This window comes from Pseudoalteromonas sp. PAST1 (assembly GCF_021532515.1).
In the GTDB taxonomy this organism is placed as follows: Bacteria; Pseudomonadota; Gammaproteobacteria; order Enterobacterales; family Alteromonadaceae; genus Pseudoalteromonas; species Pseudoalteromonas simplex.
On record NZ_JAKGBH010000043.1, the window covers coordinates 17,108 to 36,993 of the forward strand.

Below are 19,886 nucleotides of genomic sequence, written 5' to 3' on the forward strand. Positions count from 1 at the left end.
GCTCTGCGTTAGATTGTAGTCGGGTTTGAGCTTGTGGTTTTCAATTGCTATGGTGAGCAGGTTAACTTTTTAAGAGGGCTTACAGTGACATTGTTACTTGTTTATATGTTTGTTGCCATTACGGTTTCGTTTTTGTGCTCAGTGATGGAAGCGGTACTGTTAAGTATTACGCCAAGTTATGTTGCCATGCTCAGAAAGCAACAACCACAACTGGCAAAACGTGTTGGTAAGCTTAAAGACAATATAGACCAACCGCTGGCAGCAATACTTACGTTAAATACCATAGCGCACACGGCAGGCGCAGCTGGTGTTGGCGCACAAGCTGCAGTGGTGTTTTCAGATGCTGCGGTTGGCGTTGCCTCTGCAATTATGACGCTATTGGTTCTAGTGCTTTCTGAAATTATTCCGAAAACATTAGGGGCTAATTATTGGCGAGGATTAACACCCATTGTTAGTGTGAGCCTAATTTGGTTGGTGTTTATTCTAAAACCCTTTGTGTGGTTTGCAGATATTTTAACGCGCTTTTTAGGGCGTAATTACGATGAGGCCTATTATATTCGCCAAGAAATTGAAGCCATGGCTGATATTGGTACTGAATCAGGAGCCCTTGGGCAAGATGAATCTGAAATCATTCGCAGCCTGCTGCATTTTCGTCATGCCAAACTCGATACCTTAATGACACCACGTACGGTGCTTTTTAAAGTACATAAAGATTTAACTGTAAACCAATACTTGGCGGAGCATGGTTCTTCTTCGTTTTCTAGGGTATTGGTTTATGACAAAAATGGTGATGATATTATTGGTTTTGTGCATAAAAATGACATTATGCTGGCTTATCATCGTCTAGGTGAAGACTATAAAATTAGCAAGCTCGTTAAGCCTATTTACACCGTACCAGAAACCTTACATGTGCCGACTTTACTCGAAACCTTACTGTCTGAGCGCACGCATATTTGTTTAGTCGTGGATGAATACGGTGATGTGCAAGGTATTGTCACCCTTGAAGATTTAATCGAAGCATTAATGGGGCTCGAAATTGTTGATGAGCACGATCAATCAGCTAATATGCAAAAAGTCGCCAAACAGCGTTGGCGACAACGTTTAGCATCGAGTAATACCATCGTCAGTGACGATAAGCGTAAACCTTAGCGGCGATGCCCCGCTGCGGTTTTTACCATTTGTCGCCATGAGAGTGACCAATTTAAAAAGTCTTCTTTGGCTTTCGGGCGGCACAGCAAAAAGCCCTGCATAAGAATAAACTCTTTGTAGCGGTCGAGGTATTCGAGTTCTTCCACTCGCTCAATGCCCTCGGCTACAATAGCGAGATCTTCTTGTATCGCTATATTCACTAAGCTACTAACAATCACTTGGGAAAACTGATCGGTTTCAATATTGCTAATCAGGGTGCGATCGATCTTAATTTCGGTAAACGGTAGCGTTTTGAGTTGTTGAACATTAGTAAAGCCAGTGCCAAAGTCATCGAGCGAAATACCAAAACCGCGCATTCGTAAACGGTTGAGTGTTTCGAGCTGTGCCGCACTTCTAAGTGCATACTGCTCAGTGATTTCGAGGATGATTTCACTTGGAGTTAAATTATTTAAGTGTAAGATTAACGCAAGTTTATCTGGGCAGCTTAAATCTTCTAGTTGCGAGGGTGATAAATTGAAAGCGAGCTTTAAGTTTTGATCAAAGTTTTCCTTTATTTCAATAAAATCGCTAGTGGCTTTTTCAAATAATTGAAAAGTAATAAGGTTTATCAAGTCCAAATCTTCAGCAACACAAATAAAGCGTTCGGGCAAAATGATTTCTTGTTCTTGACGCGTGTTGATCCGTGCTAATACTTCAATACTTTCAACCCGGTTGTCATGACGATTAATTTTAGGCTGATAAAACGGGATCACTTCATTGTGGCTGATAGCATGCAGTAGTAATGATTCAGAAATAGGCGCCTGAGTTCGTTCAACATGAATAGCAAAGTGTTCCAACTTTTGAAGTAGTAAGTAAACTTGATTTAATTGTACTGGCTTAGAAACATTACCAATTAAGTGAGCGTTATGCTTGCGAGCTAAGTCAGCAGCTAGGTCTATAACCTTAGGGTCCATCTCAGAAATAATGGCAATTGCACCTTGGTATTTCATGGCGCCTAAATGGCGGATAAGTTCCATGCCATCCATGTCTGGCATATTGAGATCAGTAAAAACAGCATCAAAGTATTTCGGGGCTTTTTTTATTTTTTCTAGTGCTTCCTCAGCACTTAAGCTGGTGGTGATATGAGGGACTTCGAGCTCATTCAAAATAGCATGCATGACAATTAAAATTGCTTTCGAATCATCTACGACGAGAATGTGCCTATTTGACTTAACCATATTCATTCCTTGAATGAGAATACTATTATAAAAGTAGTAGAAAAATTGCATTAAGTCATGTTTATTGATTTCTTTTTGTATAATAAATGAACAATCACTTAAGGGGTTGAAACTCGTAATTTTATCTGTGCGAAGTATAATAGTCGCACTTTTTATTCGTATTTATAAGAACTATGGTCAGACTTCAGTTGAGTCTCGCAGATGAAATCTTTATTTTGCATTTAAACGGCTCACAGTTAATTCAGCTTTTTCATCAACAACAAGCAATTGCCTTCGATAATCCAGAGCCAAAACTTTATGAGTTTGATTTTCAGGGGCAGCGTATTGGCCTTGATACCAGTAAAGTGCACGAAAAAAGCTTAGTGGTTTTTGTTAATCAGCAGCAGGTAAGTCAACTTGCTTTACCTGAGTTGCAAGAAGCCGAACCAAAACGCGGCATTATTGGTTTGCTGGTACTGGGCTTTAAATTATTCAAAAGTGCAAAAGTCGTGAAAGCTGCGTTAGCGGGTGCCTCGGTGGCTGGCTACGCTTGGCTATTTTCCATTGAATTTGCCTTAATGTTAATCGCTTGCTTGGTTGTGCATGAATACGGTCATGTGCGCGCAATGAAATATTTTGGCATTAAAACTAAGGGTATTTACCTCATCCCATTTGTGGGTGGTTTGGCTGTTTCTGATGATAAAATTACCACGCGATGGCAAGATGTGGTGATCTCACTCATGGGGCCCGCTTTTGGCTTAATTACCTCAGTGCTGGGAGTAGTGCTTTACTACGCCACCGAAATGGAAATATTCGCCGGTGTGGCGGTACTCAGTGCACTGTTAAACCTATTTAACTTGTTACCTATTCTGCCCTTGGATGGTGGCCATGTACTTAAAAGCATTAGTTTTTCGATGCGTTCATGGATAGGCCTAAGTGTATGTTTATTAGGTGTGTTATTTGGCTTGTGGCTGAGTTACACCTTTGGCTTGATGCTACTGGTGTTTTTCTTATTTGTAGGGGCACTTGAGATTATCTTTGAGTGGCGCGGACGTCACTACTCACACCTCATTCCTCTTGATACTTACGGGCAGGGTTTTTCAGCAGTAATGTACGCACTGGTTGTTGCAGGTCACGTTGCGGTGATGATGCACTTTGCCGACTCAGAAAGCCCAATCCTAAGCTTACCAATGAAGATCTTAGCAAGTTAACTCGTATTGCCAGATATTAGGAAGTGTCTTTATCACTTCCTAATTTGGTGTTAAGGATAAAAACTCAGCATTAACGATATAAATACGCCGGTGATGATCAGCTGCACAAGACAAAAGCCCATGATGTCTTTTGCTTTTAAGCCGGCAATAGCAAGTACGGGGAGTGCCCAGAACGGCTGAATAAGGTTAGTCCAAGCATCGCCCCATGCGACAGCCATAGCAACCCGTGGCATATCCGCGCCAAGTGTTTGTGCTGCAGGAATGACAATCGGCGCTTGCACCGCCCATTGGCCGCCGCCTGATGGCACAAAGATATTCACAAACCCTGCACTTAAAAAGCTCCAAAATGGCAGTGTTTCGGCTGTTGCAATGGCAATAAACCCTTCAGATATTTGTTGAGCAAGTCCCGTTTTTACCATAATCGCCATGATCCCGGCATAAAATGGAAATTGAATCACAATGCCAGCGCCACTAGGGATTGCTTGCTGTAAGCTGCTAAGTAAATTATGCGGTGTTTGATGCAGTAAAATTGCGCTAAATAAGAAAATTGCGATCACGCTATTTAAGTTTAAGCCGCCTCCGTTTAACACAAAATAATAAAATAAATAGGCAAGACCAACGGCACCTACTCCCATACCAAGCAAACGACTATGTTCTATGACTTCGGCAGGGCGGGTGGGTGTTGCTATTTGCTGCGTTTCATCATCAAGCTTTGCGGGGTCAACATAAACACTATCTTTTTCGCTTGGCAGCATATAGCGATTTACCAACGGCATGATAATAAACAAGCCCACAACAATAGCGATATTAAATGCCGAAAAAATTGTGTTTTCGGTACCTATCACCCCAATGCTTTGCTGTGCAAAGTGGCCATCGGTTGCGATGGTCAGCGGCACTGAACCGGCTAAGCCAGCATGCCAAACAATAAAACCTGAATAGGCACTGGCTACTAACAAACGGTAATCAACGCGGGTTTGTTTCGCAATTGCTTTGGCGAACAAAGCGCCAATAACTAAACCGAAGCCCCAATTTAGCCAGCTAGCCAATAATGACACGAGCGTAACGAGTATAATCGCTTTGGCAGAGCTGTTGGCGAAAGTCGCAAGCTTGTTGAGTATGCTGCGCATCACCGGGGTACTCGCTAGCATGTAGCCCGTTAGCAGCACCAGCAACATTTGCATGGCGAATTGTAGCAGGTTCCAAAAACCACCACCCCAAGACGCGAGCACTTGCGTGGGCGTTGATGGCGTAAAGAGGCTCGCAACGATAAAGCTCAGCAAAGTGAGTAATATAACAAATACAAATGGGTCGGGTAGATAACGCTCTACTAGATTAGTGAATGGTTTAGCAACGCGATTTAGCATGGTTTTTATTGTTGTCGTCGAATCGATAGTGCCAATAAATCATGAATAACGATGATTGGCAAATTGCGACGTCGTTGCTTGAGCTTATGCCTTCAAAAACAAATGCTAAAATTAATTACTGTGAATCTTGCTCAAGCACCGCTTTTAAGCGAGCCTGAACTTCTTCGACTAGCAGTATTGGCTGGAACTTTGATAAAAACGCATTACAACCAACCTTCTCAACTAAAGCTTGATTAAAGCTACCACTCAAAGATGTGTTAAGCACGATATATAGGTTTTTCATGCGGCTGTCGTTACGAATTTCGTGTGTTAAGCGGTAGCCATCCATTGCCGGCATTTCTGCATCGGTGATAACCATGAGTAATTCTTTCTCAACATCTTTGCCTTGATCAGCCCAGCCTTTTAACATTTCGAGTGCTTCAAGTCCGTTACGAGCAGGTATGATTTCGATGCCAAGTTGCGACAAGGTATCGCTTACTTGTTTACGAGCCGTTGGCGAATCATCGGCATGAAGAATTTTGCGGCCTGCAAATTCATTCACGATACTTTTATCAAGAATGTCATTAGATATTTGTACTTCATACTCAACGATTTCGGCGAGCACTTTTTCTACATCGATAATTTCAACTAGATGTTCTTGGCCATCGCGTTTTACTTTAGTTAAGGCTGTTAGGTAGTGATTTTTACCAATTGCGGTTGGCGGTGGCATGATATCTGACCATGTCATATTAATGATCTGATCAACTTTACCAATTAAAAAGCCTTGCACAGTGCGGTTGTATTCAGTGATAACTAGGTTTGTATCTTCGATGTTTTTAGCTTCAGGCATATTAATCGCCTTGCGTAAGTCAATAACCGGAATTGATTCACCGCGTATATTGACTACCCCCGATACTTTTGGGTGCGCATGAGGGATCTTGCTAATTGGTGGCAGCTTTACTACTTCTTTAACTTTAAACACATTTAGAGCAAATAAGTGACGGCTGTGAAGGTAAAATAGCAAAAGCTCTAAGCGGTTTTCACCGACCAGTTGCGTACGCTTATCAACAGAAGCAAGAACACCTGACATATTTCACCCTAAACACCTAATACAGAGATAGTATAGTCTACTATTATTTTTCATCGACATGTATGTTCAATTTAGCGCCTGTTGCTAAATATCCTGCATTACAGTACCGTATCGATAATTCCCCCCACGATAAATTGCAAGGATCATGCACTATTTTTTTAATCGAATAGTAGTTCTTATTCGCAGCCATATTGATCAAGTAAGTTGGCAGGCTGTGGTGCTTACCACGCTTTTGCATATGCTACTAATTTGGTGGCTGCTTATGCTTGCAGGAGAGCAAGCTCTTACACCTCTTGGCACTTATTTTTATTATTATGTAGTAACTACGTCAACAGTTGGCTATGGCGACTTTAGTGCGAGCACTGAGCTTGGCCGTTGGATTGTCGCATTACTGCAAATACCTTTTGGTTTAGCATTATTTGGCGTTCTGTTAGGAAAAACAGGGCAAACAGTAACTTATTTAATTAGGCGCGCTATGACGGGTGATAAAAGCTTCGCACATATAAACAATCACATTATTATCTTTGGTTGGCATGATACACGTACTAAGAAGATGGTCGATTATATCTTGGCCGATCATAAACGTTTAGATCGTCGTATTTTATTGGCCGTTACGGAGCAAATGGAGCATCCATTTTTAGCAAACCCGATGGTTGATTTTGCACGCTTAACTAGCTTTACTGACCTAGATGAGTTGAACCGAATTGCGATTGGCCGAGCCGATAAAATTATTATTGATGGCCAAGATGATGACCAAACGTTTACAACGGCATTACGTATTAGCAAGTTGGTAAATGAACAGTGCCACATTAGTGCACATTTTTCTGATGAAACTAAAATCGAAATGCTACATGAGCATTGCCACAATGTAGAATGTAGCAGTGCTAAATCAGCCGAGATATTAGTGCGTTCAATGCAAGACCCGGGTTCAAGTCGCGTGCAAGAAGAGTTACTATCGACATTGCACGGTGATACTCAATTTAGTTTACCAATTCCAAAAGGCGTGCAAGCAATGGAATTTGGCAAACTGTTTCATCACTTTAAATATAGTCACGATGCTATATTACTGGGTGTCGCACATAATTTGAGTGCAAAAAATATGGACTTAAACCCGCCGCTTGATTACGTGGTGAGTGAGGGAGATATTTTGCATTATATCGCTGCTGAACGAGTTTTGAGCGACGAAGTTGATTGGTCAGCGTTGGTATAGTACCAATCCGCAATAATACTTTTAATTAAGTGAATTGGTATATATGAATGAAGTTGTGTTTTTAATTATCGTACTCAGTGCCTACATTTTACCTGTGGTCATTGTGCTCAATAGTAAACGCACGCAAGGCCACGAAAAGAATGCTTGGTTAATCGGTATCATCTTCTTTTCGTGGTTAGCTTTAGTAATGTACTTAACAATTATCCCTAAACACGGGCGAGTCAAAAAGCACCGTAAAGTAAAACCCAAGAGCTAGAGCCTTTTACTAGTGGTAACTTACGGTTTTTTATTTTCCCAACGCTTTATCTAGTTCTTCTCTTAAGCGTGGACCTTTTAGGTTTTCAGCCATGATTTCGGCGGCTTTTGCATTACTGCTATTCTCAAGGGTGGTAATTCGTTCTGCTAAATCACCGGCATAACTATTGTTGCCGTCTCTTGTTGCACGGAAAAATTGGCCAATGAGGGCTGTGGCAGAAATATTGCGAACATAATCATTATCGTCTGTTTGTAACAGCTTTTGAAAATGCTCAGCGAGCTTAGGCGAGACGTTATTTTGGCGAGATAAATTCTCTAAAGTACTGACACGAATCTTAGGATCATTAGTGTATTCGCTAATGCTTATCATGGCATCGATAACAGCATTTTCTTGGTTTTCATCTAAGTCGCGTCTGAGCATGCTTAAGGTCATTTTTAGTTGCCCGTAGGCTGCTAAGCGCTCATTTTCGGACTTACTCAAATTGAGTAAGGTAGCAAGAGCTTCATTTATTGAGCTGTCGGCATATTGTGGGTCTGCTTTGATGCGTTCACGGTAGTCATCAGGTAAATTACTTAGCCAGCCAAGTGCCGGATTTCTTTTCTCAATTTCGACTCGTCGCTCTTTTTCTTGCTGTTCCATTGCTTGTTTAACTAATGAGGCAAGTCGCTCAGGATCAATTGTTGGCGCTTGATTTTCAAGCTCGTGAATGCGTGTTTCGAGATCTAAAATATAGCCATGTAAGGCGACTAGGTTTTCTCTATCTTGTTCTGGAATGGCCAGCTCTTTTAAGGTGGGTTTTGCCTGCTGAATCGCGACAGGCTTGTCCGTCGAGATTGATTTTGTATGGCTATAAATAGATAAGCCCAGTGCAATGCTTGCAAATGCCAGCGCAGTACTCCCTTGCCAAGTCGACATATCACATCATCCAAGTTGCTTTGTAATATCAGCAGATTAAAACAAGCTATTTGTATTATCAATTACTTATAATGATAAAAACAAAAAGCGCAGCTAGTTAGCTGCGCTTTTAAATGGAGTTTGTGTCGATTAATGGGCTTTTGCGTATGCTTCAGCTTGTTGCCATACACGTAGCATATTGCCACTTAAAATCTTTTTGATGTCTTTATCACTATAACCACGGTCCATTAGACCTTGCACAAGGTTAGGATAGCTAGATACATCTTTTAAGCCAGTAGGTAGAGAGTCGCCTACACCATCGTAATCTGAGCCAATACCCACATAATCGATGCCAATTAGCTCAACTACATGGTCAATGTGATCAAGTACTTGTTCTAAGCTTGCAAATGGAAACGGGTTTTTAGCGCGATAAGCAGCATCAAAATCTTTGCTTAGCTTAGTACCGTCTTTTTTCTTTTCAGCCTTTGCTGATTTAAGTTGATCGTACCAAGAGCCTGCCTTTGCTGTAACAAAGCTTGAACCGAAGTTAATTTGAATAACACCACCATTCTTTTTAAGAGCTAACAGCATGTCGTCATTCATATTACGCTCAAAGCCAGGGGTGTATTTACGCAGTGACGAGTGTGAAGCAATCACGGGTACTTTCGAGATTTCCATCACTTGGTAAAACGCATCATCAGAAATATGCGATACATCAACCAGCATACCAATGTTGTTCATTTCTTTTACCAGCTCTTTACCGAATGGGCTCAGGCCTTTCCACTTACGACGAATATCATAAGATGAATCAGAAATGTGGTTACTCTGCGAGTGAGCGAGCGTAATGTAACGTACGCCACGCTCATAAAAATGCTTAAGGTTTTTAATGTCGCCTTCGATAGGTGAGCCGTTTTCCATACCCATAGCAATCGACATTTTTCCTTGTTTAAACTGCTCTATAATATCGGCAGTCGAGTCTGCAATTGCGAACTTATCTGGTGCGCGTTGTACAATCGCTTCCATAGAGTCGATTAACTGATTTGCTAATTGGTAGCTTTTACCTTTGCCTTCAAATTCTAGGTTTGCAGGAATGTAAATTGACATGAAAGGAGCGTTCAAACCACCTTGAACAGCACGCGGATAATCAAAATCACCGTCGCTTGTGGCTTTTGTTACGTCAGCCCACTTGTTATGAATACGGTAAGGCACATCGATATGGGTATCGATTAAAATAGTGTCTTTTGCCAGTTTAATGGCTTTATCTGATGCAGTAACCTGATCTGCGCTTGCTTGGCCAATCAAGGCCAAAGAAACAGCGGCAACCAATGAGCTTAGTTTTTTCATTTTTTAATGGCTCTTTAAGTTAAAAAGCCATTGTGAAGGGTTACAGTATAACTTACAAGTTTAGTCGTTAAACGACGCTTGGTACTCTGGATCTGCTTGTAGAGCAATGAATTCAGCTTTAGATATAATCGTAACCGACTCATGTAACTCAGAAAAAAACACCATGGCTTCACCACTTTTAAGTTGTTGATGAACCTGTGCTACTTTGCTTTCAATGCTAAATTCTTGCTCGCCGTAATCAGTGCCTTCACGTAAAACATAACTTTCGATTAAATTATACAGAGTCTCTTTATCGAGGCGTTCGTGGGGAATGATCATAACTGCTCTTTTTTAACTAATTGTTGAAAATACTCAGGAACAATTCGTTCAAGCCAATATTCGGGCTTAAAAGGGTTTTTACCGCTAATAAAACCGACATGGCCCCCTTGTTCTGAGATGCGCAGCGTAACATGTTCACTCACATCTAAGCTATCTGGTACGGCTTTTATTGATAACATTGGGTCATCTTTAGCGTGCACAATCAGCGTAGGTGTCGCAATGCTTTTTAAAAATGGTTTTGCACTCGCTTGCTGATAGTAATCTTCAGCACCGGCAAAGCCGTGCAATGGTGCCGTGAGCATATTATCGAATTGCCATAAGTCATCAATCGCCATCAGTTTTTCTGGCGTTAGGCTAATTTGCTGTTCGATTTGTGGCAGCTTTCTTTGCATCGATTTTTTCATTCGATCGAGCAAATATTTTTGATAAATCTTACCTAAGCTTTTACGAATAACTTCGCACGATGATGACAAGTCAAATGGTGCCGAAACAACGGCTGCGCCAGTTAAGTTCGATTTAGTACCATGCTCACCTAAATATTTTGCTAGTACATTACCACCTAGTGAAAAGCCCACTGCAAATAACGGGCGTTTTGGGAATTTACTCTTAAGGTGATTGATGAAAAAGCGCAGGTCTTCTGTTTCGCCGCTGTGATAAGCACGTGCTAAACGGTTAACTTCGCGCGAGCAGTTTCGAAAATGCATTAAAACTACAGCAAAGCCTTGTTGCTTAAGTTTTTTCATCATGCCTTTAGCATAAAAGCTATTTATATTGCCTTCTAAACCATGCAATACAATAGCGAGGGGTGCTTGCTCATTATGAGGTGTTGCCCAAGCCAGTTCTAAAAAGTCACCATCAGGGGTATCGATAGTCGATAAGTCATACCGGGTATTATGAAAAGGGCGAAAAAAGCGCGGCATTATGGTTTGTAAATGGCGATTGCGCATCCACCACGCAGGCTTAAACTCAGGTAACATAGCTGACACTTTCGAAACAAAATAAGCACCTATTGTAGCAAGTTTTTGCTTTTTGAGAACAGCTACAAGATTTTAGCTATACACAAATAAAAAGCCCCTAAACAATAAATTGGATAGGGGCTTTGTGCGTCGTGCTTAATTCTTACTTAGGAACTTCTGCGTCATGTACTTTTTTAATGAAGTAACCAACATAGAAAAGGCATAAAACGATAACAACTGCCAAAATGCCGAATGACATAAATAAAACTGGGTCGCTAAAAAAATCTCTAAAGAATACGTTCATGGTTGTGCCTCCTAATGTCTATGGGTTAATCATAGGCTGGCTTGAGGACGGCAGATATGATCCAGATCAAGCAATTTTCCTGATGCTATAGGAGGTGATTTAATTGTTGATTTGGATCAAGTTTATTAGGGGAGTTCGGAGCTTTTAGCTATAAGTTTTAAGCAGATAGAAAGGGGCCTTTACTGAGGGCAGTTCAAATAAGATTGCTACCGACTAGATTTTACTGCTTGTCGCTTAAATAAAGCCTTATATTTTCAGCCTGTTTATGGAGGGTGAATATCATGGTATTTGCTGTGTTTATCAGTAATTGTTGCTGCTTTTTTTCAAGCTTTAATTCTGCGCTAAGTAGCTCTTTGCGAATGATAGGGTAGTCTGAAACCTCGTTTTGAATGGTTTTAAGGTAGGCGCGTGTGGCTCGTAGGGGCTGTAAAGCTTGTTGGTCAAATTCGGCAATGCATGACTCAAGCTCACTCAGTTGAGAGGGTGTTACAGCCAGCTCTAAAGAATCAAGATAATAAAGCAGCAGGCAAAGGTTAACATTTTTGCTTTGCTGGTCTTGATAGCCTAGTAGCTTGGTTTGCATGCCGTCTTTGCTGTAAAGCTTGCATGCAAACTGCCAAAACTGTTCGCTGTTAAGCGGTTTCATCGGCAAAGGCCTGCTCTTTTTCTTCAAGCTCTTCAAGTGCCATGAGTAGCTCTTCTTCAACGTCGTTAAGCTTGGGTGTTAAGCTTGCTTGCTTAGCGAGTAGCTCTGTAAGTTTGGCTTTATTTTCATCACTGTATAAATCATTGTCAGCAAGAGCGTTTTCGATTTCTCCAAGCTCTGTTGAATACTTATCAAGTTGCTTTTCAAGCTTTTCGATTTGCTTTTTCAACGGCTGCACTGACTTTCTGAACTCAGCTTCTAAGCGCTTTTGCTCTTTGCGGTTAACGCTTGAATGGGCTTTAGGAGCATTGTCTTCAGGGCTTTTAGCGGCTTCTTTATTGGCATTCAGTAGCCATTGGTAATAGGCATCAAGGTCATAACCAAATTGTGTTACTTCGCCGTTATCAACGAGGTAATACTCATCAGCGGTATTTTTAAGCATATGACGGTCGTGCGATACGGTAACCATAGCGCCTTCAAAGCCTTGCAGCGCCATCACTAAGGCATGACGCATTTCTAAATCTAGGTGGTTGGTTGGCTCATCCAGTAACAGTAGGTTTGGCTTTTGGTACACCAGCATTGCTAGCACTAAACGGGCTTTTTCACCGCCAGAAAATGGCGCAACTGGCTCAAGTGCTTTATCGCCAAAGAATGCAAAACCGCCTAAAAAGTCACGCAATGATTGCTCAGGAGCTTGCGGATTTAAACGTTGTAAATGGGTCACTGCACTGGCTTTTAAATCAAGTGACTCAAGTTGATGCTGCGCAAAGTAACCAATATTTAAGCCCTGATGCTGAAATACTTCACCTGCTTGAGGTTGTAAATCGCCAGCTAATAATTTAATCAGTGTTGACTTACCCGCACCATTTCGGCCAAGCAGCGCAATACGGCTACCCGGCACAAGGTTTAGCTTGATGCTATGCAAAATGGTGGTGTCGCCATAGCCTGCTTTGGCTTGGTCAAGAGTCATTAACGGGTTTGGCAGCGCTGTTGGCTCCGCAAATTCAAAATCAAAGGGTGAGTCAACATGGGCTGGGGCCAGTTTTTCCATACGCTCTAGGGCTTTTACGCGGCTTTGTGCTTGTTTAGCTTTACTGGCTTTTGCTTTGAAGCGCGTAATGAATTTTTCTAGGTGAGCAATTTGTTCTTGTTGCTTTTCGAACATCGCTTGTTGCTGTAATAAGCGCTCTGCTTTTTGGCGTTCGAATTGCGAGTAATTGCCTTTATAAACATTTATTTTTTGTGCGTCTATGTGCCAAATTTGGTCAACAACGGCATCTAAGAATTCTCGGTCATGGGAAATAAGCACTAGAGTGCCTGTGTAGGCGCGTAAAAAGCGCTCTAACCAGTAAACGGCATCGAGATCTAAGTGGTTGGTTGGCTCATCTAGCAGTAATAAATCAGCATCACGAATAAGTGCTTGTGCTAAGTTTAAGCGCATACGCCAGCCACCTGAAAAGGCGCTCACTGGGTTGTCAATTTGCTCATTACTAAAACCTAAACCGTGTAATAGCTCACCTGCTTTTGCTTCAATGCTATAGCCTTGAATATGTTCTAGGCCAATATGTGCTTTTGCCTGCGCATCGCCGTCGTTATTTTGCTCGGCTTCGCGAAGTGCAATTCTTAGCGCGTAATATTCAGGGTGACCTTGTAATACATAATCCAGAGCGCTGATTTCGAGCGCGGGAGTTTCTTGTTTTACAGAGGCAATTGACCAGTCTTTAGGAATTTGGCATTCACCGGCATCGAGTTGCAATTCAGACTTTAATAGCGCGAACAGCGTTGATTTACCACAGCCATTAGCGCCAACAAGGCCGACTTTATGCTCTGGGAATAAGGTTGCAGAAGCCCCTTTTAGTAAGGCGTTACCACCACGTAGAAGTTCGATGTCTGAAATTTGGATCATGAATGTTTACTTGCACAGCACTGATTAAATTGCCGCTATCATAACACGGATCACATTAGCCTTCGCAATCGTATCAAACAGAGAATTATTAGGCTAAAATAGCCGCCTACATGCCACGGGAGATCATCTATGAGACAAAGAAAACGCTTTATTGCTGGCGCATCATGCCCTGAGTGTAAGGCCATGGATACCATGATGCTTTATAAAGAACATGATGTGGAAAAAGTGGAGTGCGTACAGTGTGGCCACAAAATGACGCAACCAGAGCAGGCTGTTCAGGCCTCAACACGCCAATTTGAGCAAGTGATTGGTGTATTTAAGCCGGGCGATTAATTCCCGGCTCTATCATTACTAAATTAATAGTGCGGCGGTGGCGGCTCTTGCATTTGTGACATTAAAGATGGCTGCTGCGCTTCTTTAATCTTTTCTGCAAGTAACTCTGTCTGGCGCTTCATTTTAGCCAGCTGCTGTTGGTGCGCTTTAAGCTCATCGTTTAATATTTCAATTGTTTCATCTTGAAAAGCGACTTTCGCTTCAAGTTCCATTAGACGATCTTCAATTGTATTCATTTGATTCTCTTAGATTAAAACTTTCAGCGAATCCGCTGGAGCTTTCGGTTAATAACGCTTGGTTGTTATCAGTAAACGCAACATCTAACACCACGGCTGATTTCGGGCGGCTTCCTTCACGAGGAATCACTTGCCACGTTTGTAATTTTTTACCTGACTCTAGTTGCCATAAATCAACCAATCGATTGGGTGAACCTGTGGCAATTAAAGTGCCTTCATCGTTAAAACGGACGGCGGTAAAAATTTTCTGACGCGCAATATACGCCAGTTTGCTAACAAGATCACCTGTAGTCAGTTGCCATACATTTGCTTGCTTCATACTGTCTGCGGTAAATGCATAACGACCTTGTGGATCAAGGGCGACTTGAGTAACGCGACTTGGGTGATTAAAGCGATGGATCACTTGCCCTGTGCGAGTGTCCCAAAAGTAAGCAACATAGTCATTTGAGCCGCTAATGGCGTAGTGACCGTTAGGTGAAAGGTCAACAACATTGACTTTTTCTTGGTGGCCAAGGAACTCTATGCGCCTGCCACTCTCTAAGTCGAGGTAAACGACTACACCGTCGGCGCGACCATATAATACACTGCGCCCTTGGTTACTTATCGCGATATCTCTAATTGTTGAGGCGTGTATTTTGTAATAACCCGTGTTGTTGCCCGTGGCAATGTTCCACACTGCAAAGGTGGACTTCTCAGCGGTAACTGCATGGCTGTTGTCGTACGAGATAGCAACAGTATGGACGAGACTATCTTGGGCTTGTTGTTGAAACCATTGGTATTTTAATACCTGCTGTTGATTATCCCACAATGCAACCCCATGGTGTATTGATGAGATTAAGCTGTATTTACCATCGTGCGACAGCGCGGAGGCGAAGGCACCTTTAGCCGCATGCTCATAGCGTGCAGTTGATTGCTCATGTTGCTCAGAGCACGCTACAACTAAGCAAAGGCTGAGCAGATACAAAAAAGTACGAAATATCGACATATTACGAGTATTTCCCCTTAACTCTTAGTGATTGAGAGGTTAGACTAGGTCTCGTTGAAGACCTAGGTTGTTAGTCTAATCGCTGATCATGCATTGGCATGACGTTAGTTATTAGACAAGCAGCCTACCATGTAGGTCGTTAATCTTTAACTAGTAATAATACAATAATTGACAACTGCAAAGTGTGTCGGAGATATAAAATGAAAAAGACGATTAAATTGTCATTGATTGCAGCGTCAGTTTTAGCGCTTACAGCTTGTAATCAGGAAGCAAAAAAAGAACAGCAAGTTGAAGTTAAACTAGAGACTGAAGCTCAACAACAAGCATACGGTATTGGTGCATCTGTTGGTAACTTCTTAAACCAAGACCTTGCTGATAAAAAAGCGCTAGGTGTTGAATTAGACGAAGCACTTCTTAAGCGTGGTTTTGAAGACGCACTAGCGGGTAACGCTAAACTTGATGACGAAAAAATTCGTGAAGTGTTAACTGCACTTGACCAAAGCATTCGCACTAAACAACAAGAAAAAGCGAAAGTAGAATCTGAAAAGAGCAAAGCTGAAGGCGAAAAATACCTAGCTGAAAACGCGAAAAAAGAAGGCGTTACAGTAACTGAGTCTGGCCTACAGTACGAAGTGATCACTGAAGGTGAAGGCGAAAAGCCAGTAGCAACTGACGTTGTTAAAGTACACTACAAAGGCACTTTATTAGACGGTACTGAGTTCGATAGCTCTTACTCACGTAACGAGCCAACTACTTTCCCACTTAACCGTGTGATCCCAGGTTGGACTGAAGGTTTACAATTAATGCCTGTTGGCTCTAAGTACAAGTTCACTATTCCATCTGAACTTGCATACGGTGAGCGTGATCTTGGTAAGATCCCTGCAAATTCAACGCTTGTTTTCGAAGTAGAATTACTTGAAATCCAAAGCGATGAAAAAGCTGTTCCAGCTGAGTAATATTTAACTCAATACAAAAAGGGCTGAAAAGCCCTTTTTTTATGCGCGAAGTTTATTAACTAAATGCCGTTTCTTTCATTTTTAATGTGCCACTATCAGCATCAAGCTCAACCACAGTACCAACAGGCAGGATAAATTGGCGCTTAATATGGCCAATCATAGCTCCACGATAAGCAGGGATCCCCAGCGGTTTTATATAATCTGCAAAAATATCATCAAGGGTTAATGAGCCATAACCACGGCCTGGCTTACAGTCATTACAATCGCCAAATACAAAGCCTGCAATTTTATCAAGTGCGCCCATAAGTTTTAGTGTGCTCATCATCCTGTCAATTCTATACGGTGCTTCGTCGATATCTTCTAAAAATAAAATTGCGCCATTAAAGTCAGGTAAATAATTCGAGCCTGCAAGGGCTGTCAGTACCGTTAAATTACCGCCGATTAATCGTCCAGAGGTTTTACCTGATGTAATCGTTTGGGTCAGGTACTGAGTGTTAACAAGCTCATCATCGGCTTTTGGTAAGTTTTGGAAATGCATCAACTTACGCGCTTCGAACATGCTCTTAAATTGCGCGACATGAAACGGGTTCCAGTCACTTGATGCATTTGGACCATGAAAGCTGATTAACCCAGCTTGAGACAGTAATGCATTGTGAAGAGCGGTAATGTCTGAATAGCCCATTAGAGGTTTTGGATTGTTACGGATCATTGCGTAGTCGAGCAAAGGTAGAATACGGGCAGCGCCTGAACCGCCACGTAAACACAAAATGGCATCAACCTCTTTGTCGTTGAATAAACTATTTAAGTCGCTAGCTCGCATTGCATCAGTGCCAGCTAAATGACCGCGTCTAGCTAGAATGTTTGGTGCAAGCTTAGCCTTGTAACCCAGTGCCTCTATAACGCCTTGTGCTAATAAAATATCAGCGTGCGCAGCAGTGGCAGCTGAAGGGCTACATATCCCAATTGTGCCGCCTGTAGGAAGAGCTTTTGGCTTAATTAATGTTTGGGTGCTAGCACTCTGCGCCGCCATTAAAGGAGCTGATGTCAGACTTGCGCCTGCGGCAAGAATTGAAAGTGACTTTAAAAATGACCGTTTATTCATAGCGAGCCTCATGTTTTTATAGTATGAGTATCGCATTGAAGAAAATATTTCAAATATTTGTTACGAAATGGAATAGATGATTCTTTTTAGGCAGGCAAAAAGGTGTTTTTCAGCAGAGAGTGTTTCTCTGCTGTGTAACTAAGCTGTTAGCTGGTGTGATTAGAATAAAGGTTATCGATTAACTCATCTTCTAGCTCAAAGCGCAGTTCAAGCGCTTCGCCTAAGATTGATAGGTCTTTATCAAACTCATCAAGCAAGTCATCTTTGTCAACTTCTGCGTATTTGTCGTTAAAGTCGAGTGCCACATCTGTGGTTTCAGAAATGCGAGGGTATAAGGCATTAGCCAGCTTTTGGCTTTCAGGGCCTTTTTCTTCACACGCTTTGGCAATGTCGTCGTAAATTTCGAAATGGCCAGCAGAAAGGTAATCCATCAGAATTTGGCAAAAGTTTTGAATTTGCAGCTGATCAGGAAGGGCGTGATCTTTCTTTTCGTACGGTGAAAAGCCTGCAATACGGCAGAATAACACAAGCAGCTCTTGACGTTCTGTGAGCCATTTGTCGATTACAGAGTGACTACCACCCCACTTTTGTTGAGCTTTTTCCAAACGCGTCAGCATATTTCATCTCCTCGCTGAGTAGGTTTTCCTTTGTATATAAAAAGGAAATATGACACAAAGATCAACTAAATTCTTAGTGTCTAATTGCAACAGATTGTAAAAGTCATTCTAAAGGCATAGTTTTCAGCATTGAATAAGCTAAAAAATTCCTTGTTTTTTAGAGTGGACTTTTTTTGCTCTCATTGCAGTGTATGGGAATTGATTCAAAACTACTAGTATTAATTTTGCGATTTTTATCTAAGCGGATGAGTTGTAATTTGCTGATTTAGAAAAGAAAAAACCACCAAAATTGGTGGTTTAATTCTTTTTCTAAGACTTGTTAAAACAAGCGTTCTTATTATTATGGGAAGATTGTTGTTCTTATTGTTATAAGATTTTTATTATTGTTTTTGTTAACGCGGGATAAGTTATACCAAGCTTTTTTGTATGTTGCAAATTTATTAATGAAAAGTTTTAAATTTATTTTGTTTTCGCTCAAAAAACACACTATAGGCTTAGGTAGGCTTAAAAAACATGATCTATATCTAGCCTTGATTATCTATCCATAGTGAGACACGCAATATGGTGATACAATCTGCTCAATTTCATTCAGTTCTAGGATTCTATACGCATGAGCGAATTAAAAAACGATCGTTATTTACGTGCACTACAAAAGCAACCTGTTGATGTCACACCGGTATGGATGATGCGCCAAGCTGGCCGTTATTTACCTGAATACCGTGCTACACGTGCCCAAGCAGGCGACTTTATGAGTTTATGTAAAAACGCTGAACTTGCTTGTGAAGTAACGTTACAGCCATTACGTCGTTATCCGCTTGATGCTGCAATTCTATTCAGTGATATTTTAACTATTCCAGATGCTATGGGCTTAGGTCTTTACTTTGAAACAGGTGAAGGTCCAAAATTTGAACGTCCGATTTCTTCATTAGCAGATGTTAAAAAAATCCCAAATATCGATCCAACTGATGAGCTTGGTTATGTGATGAATGCGGTAAGTACGATTCGTCGCGAATTAAAAGGTGAAGTACCGCTAATTGGTTTCTCTGGTTCACCTTGGACACTTGCCACTTACATGGTTGAAGGTGGTAGCAGCAAAACATTCGGTAAAATCAAGAAAATGGCCTTTGCAGATCCACAAACACTGCACCTATTACTTGATAAATTAGCTGACTCAGTAATCGACTATTTAAACGCGCAAGTTAAAGCGGGCGCGCAATCCTTAATGGTATTTGACTCATGGGGCGGTGTATTAAGCCCACGTGACTACAATGAGTTTTCATTACAATACATGCACAAGATTGTTGATGGCTTAATTCGCGAATACGATGGCCGTAAAGTGCCAGTGACGTTATTTACTAAAAATGGTGGTCAGTGGATTGAAGCAATTGCAGCAACAGGCTGTGATGCAGTAGGTCTAGACTGGACTATTAACATTGGTGATGCAAAGCGTCGTGTTGGCGATAAAGTCGCGCTGCAAGGTAACATGGACCCAGCAATGCTGCATGGCACGCCTGAGCGTATTCGCCAAGAAGTTGCTACTATCCTAGAAGACTTTGGTACAGGCTCTGGCCATGTATTCAACCTTGGTCACGGTATTACACCAGATGTAGACCCAGAAAACGCAGGTGTATTTATCAACGCTGTTCATGAATTCAGTGGTAAATACCACAAATAAGCAAAAGCTAGTCATAAAAAAGCCCGCATTAAGCGTAATGCCAGTCAGTTAAGAGCTGACTGGCATTTTCTTTTATAGGGATATTTATTAGGTTTCCTTCTTACCACCCTTGGATAATGCCTGTCTGGTAGCCTATCGGGTAAGATAAACAACCTAAGA

21 protein-coding genes are annotated in these 19,886 nt (G+C 41.6%); 7 read left to right on the forward strand and 14 right to left on the reverse strand.

Translation table 11 applies throughout. The features are described 5' to 3' along the window. Nucleotides 1-84: 84 nt before the first annotated feature. On the forward strand, nucleotides 85-1,149 hold the full coding sequence (locus L1272_RS17645; protein ID WP_166338889.1) for a hemolysin family protein: 1,065 nt from the start codon (nucleotides 85-87) through the stop codon (nucleotides 1,147-1,149). Here L1272_RS17645 and L1272_RS17650 read toward each other — a convergent pair. Then, complete coding sequence (locus L1272_RS17650) at nucleotides 1,146-2,366, reverse strand: EAL domain-containing response regulator (RefSeq protein ID WP_054554503.1); 1,221 nt, start codon at nucleotides 2,364-2,366, stop codon at nucleotides 1,146-1,148. The two genes, L1272_RS17645 and L1272_RS17650, sit on opposite strands and share 4 nt — an antisense overlap. Nucleotides 2,367-2,539: 173 nt before the next feature. On the opposite strand from L1272_RS17650, the gene L1272_RS17655 reads away from it, so the two are divergent. After that, the gene (locus L1272_RS17655) at nucleotides 2,540-3,556 is read left to right on the forward strand and encodes a metalloprotease (RefSeq protein WP_235373976.1); all 1,017 of its coding nucleotides are present in this window, start codon (nucleotides 2,540-2,542) and stop codon (nucleotides 3,554-3,556) included. Between the two features lie 50 nt (nucleotides 3,557-3,606). Here the strand turns inward: L1272_RS17655 and L1272_RS17660 are convergent, their stop codons facing one another. Both L1272_RS17660 and L1272_RS17665 read right to left on the reverse strand, forming a co-directional pair. After that, complete coding sequence (locus tag L1272_RS17660) at nucleotides 3,607-4,920, reverse strand: short-chain fatty acid transporter (protein ID WP_235373977.1); 1,314 nt, start codon at nucleotides 4,918-4,920, stop codon at nucleotides 3,607-3,609. Nucleotides 4,921-5,035: 115 nt separating this feature from the next. Beyond that, entirely contained in the window at nucleotides 5,036-5,989 is a 954-nt protein-coding gene (locus L1272_RS17665) for a chemotaxis protein CheV (RefSeq protein ID WP_054554500.1), read from the reverse strand. Nucleotides 5,990-6,134: 145 nt separating this feature from the next. On the opposite strand from L1272_RS17665, the gene L1272_RS17670 reads away from it, so the two are divergent. Both L1272_RS17670 and L1272_RS17675 read left to right on the forward strand, forming a co-directional pair. Further along, nucleotides 6,135-7,199 carry a potassium channel family protein gene (locus L1272_RS17670; RefSeq protein ID WP_187490135.1) on the forward strand — a complete coding sequence of 355 codons (1,065 nt, stop codon included), beginning with the start codon at nucleotides 6,135-6,137 and terminating at the stop codon, nucleotides 7,197-7,199. 43 nt (nucleotides 7,200-7,242) lie between these two features. Beyond that, nucleotides 7,243-7,455 carry a hypothetical protein gene (locus L1272_RS17675; RefSeq protein WP_054554498.1) on the forward strand — a complete coding sequence of 71 codons (213 nt, stop codon included), beginning with the start codon at nucleotides 7,243-7,245 and terminating at the stop codon, nucleotides 7,453-7,455. 30 nt (nucleotides 7,456-7,485) lie between these two features. On the opposite strand, the gene L1272_RS17680 is transcribed toward L1272_RS17675, so the two are convergent. From L1272_RS17680 to L1272_RS17710, 7 genes are all read right to left on the reverse strand, one after another. Next, nucleotides 7,486-8,370, reverse strand: coding sequence for a hypothetical protein (locus L1272_RS17680; protein ID WP_235373978.1), 885 nt, complete (start codon nucleotides 8,368-8,370; stop codon nucleotides 7,486-7,488). A gap of 129 nt (nucleotides 8,371-8,499) precedes the next feature. Further along, nucleotides 8,500-9,693 carry a dipeptidase gene (locus tag L1272_RS17685; protein ID WP_235373979.1) on the reverse strand — a complete coding sequence of 398 codons (1,194 nt, stop codon included), beginning with the start codon at nucleotides 9,691-9,693 and terminating at the stop codon, nucleotides 8,500-8,502. Between the two features lie 60 nt (nucleotides 9,694-9,753). Next, nucleotides 9,754-10,011, reverse strand: coding sequence for a YheU family protein (locus tag L1272_RS17690; protein ID WP_138600969.1), 258 nt, complete (start codon nucleotides 10,009-10,011; stop codon nucleotides 9,754-9,756). After that, the gene (locus L1272_RS17695) at nucleotides 10,008-10,988 is read right to left on the reverse strand and encodes a hydrolase (protein WP_054554494.1); all 981 of its coding nucleotides are present in this window, start codon (nucleotides 10,986-10,988) and stop codon (nucleotides 10,008-10,010) included. The genes L1272_RS17690 and L1272_RS17695 overlap by 4 nt, the downstream gene beginning before the upstream one ends. 142 nt (nucleotides 10,989-11,130) lie before the next feature. Then, nucleotides 11,131-11,271 carry a DUF3149 domain-containing protein gene (locus L1272_RS17700; protein WP_074989877.1) on the reverse strand — a complete coding sequence of 47 codons (141 nt, stop codon included), beginning with the start codon at nucleotides 11,269-11,271 and terminating at the stop codon, nucleotides 11,131-11,133. A gap of 220 nt (nucleotides 11,272-11,491) precedes the next feature. Beyond that, entirely contained in the window at nucleotides 11,492-11,917 is a 426-nt protein-coding gene (locus L1272_RS17705; protein ID WP_054554493.1) for a TIGR02444 family protein, read from the reverse strand. Further along, nucleotides 11,904-13,823: an ATP-binding cassette domain-containing protein gene (locus tag L1272_RS17710; protein ID WP_058586117.1), complete on the reverse strand. Its 1,920-nt coding sequence runs from the start codon at nucleotides 13,821-13,823 to the stop codon at nucleotides 11,904-11,906. Before L1272_RS17710 ends, L1272_RS17705 begins: the two co-directional genes overlap by 14 nt. Before the next feature lie 129 nt (nucleotides 13,824-13,952). On the opposite strand from L1272_RS17710, the gene L1272_RS17715 reads away from it, so the two are divergent. After that, nucleotides 13,953-14,156 carry a YheV family putative zinc ribbon protein gene (locus L1272_RS17715; RefSeq protein WP_054554491.1) on the forward strand — a complete coding sequence of 68 codons (204 nt, stop codon included), beginning with the start codon at nucleotides 13,953-13,955 and terminating at the stop codon, nucleotides 14,154-14,156. A 23-nt stretch (nucleotides 14,157-14,179) separates the two neighbouring features. Here the strand turns inward: L1272_RS17715 and L1272_RS17720 are convergent, their stop codons facing one another. After that, on the reverse strand, nucleotides 14,180-14,392 hold the full coding sequence (locus L1272_RS17720) for a SlyX family protein (protein WP_054554490.1): 213 nt from the start codon (nucleotides 14,390-14,392) through the stop codon (nucleotides 14,180-14,182). After that, nucleotides 14,379-15,377 carry a WD40 repeat domain-containing protein gene (locus tag L1272_RS17725; RefSeq protein ID WP_054554489.1) on the reverse strand — a complete coding sequence of 333 codons (999 nt, stop codon included), beginning with the start codon at nucleotides 15,375-15,377 and terminating at the stop codon, nucleotides 14,379-14,381. Before L1272_RS17725 ends, L1272_RS17720 begins: the two co-directional genes overlap by 14 nt. Before the next feature lie 200 nt (nucleotides 15,378-15,577). Between L1272_RS17725 and fkpA the strand changes: the two genes are divergently transcribed. Then, nucleotides 15,578-16,333 carry an FKBP-type peptidyl-prolyl cis-trans isomerase gene (gene fkpA, locus L1272_RS17730; protein WP_054554488.1) on the forward strand — a complete coding sequence of 252 codons (756 nt, stop codon included), beginning with the start codon at nucleotides 15,578-15,580 and terminating at the stop codon, nucleotides 16,331-16,333. A gap of 55 nt (nucleotides 16,334-16,388) precedes the next feature. Here the strand turns inward: fkpA and L1272_RS17735 are convergent, their stop codons facing one another. Both L1272_RS17735 and L1272_RS17740 read right to left on the reverse strand, forming a co-directional pair. Further along, on the reverse strand, nucleotides 16,389-17,435 hold the full coding sequence (locus tag L1272_RS17735) for a S66 peptidase family protein (RefSeq protein ID WP_235373980.1): 1,047 nt from the start codon (nucleotides 17,433-17,435) through the stop codon (nucleotides 16,389-16,391). A 146-nt stretch (nucleotides 17,436-17,581) separates the two neighbouring features. After that, the gene (locus L1272_RS17740) at nucleotides 17,582-18,052 is read right to left on the reverse strand and encodes an Rsd/AlgQ family anti-sigma factor (RefSeq protein ID WP_054562902.1); all 471 of its coding nucleotides are present in this window, start codon (nucleotides 18,050-18,052) and stop codon (nucleotides 17,582-17,584) included. A 610-nt stretch (nucleotides 18,053-18,662) separates the two neighbouring features. On the opposite strand from L1272_RS17740, the gene hemE reads away from it, so the two are divergent. Further along, nucleotides 18,663-19,727, forward strand: a complete 1,065-nt coding sequence (gene hemE / locus L1272_RS17745) for a uroporphyrinogen decarboxylase (protein ID WP_054554485.1) — start codon at nucleotides 18,663-18,665, stop codon at nucleotides 19,725-19,727. Nucleotides 19,728-19,886: the final 159 nt, after the last annotated feature.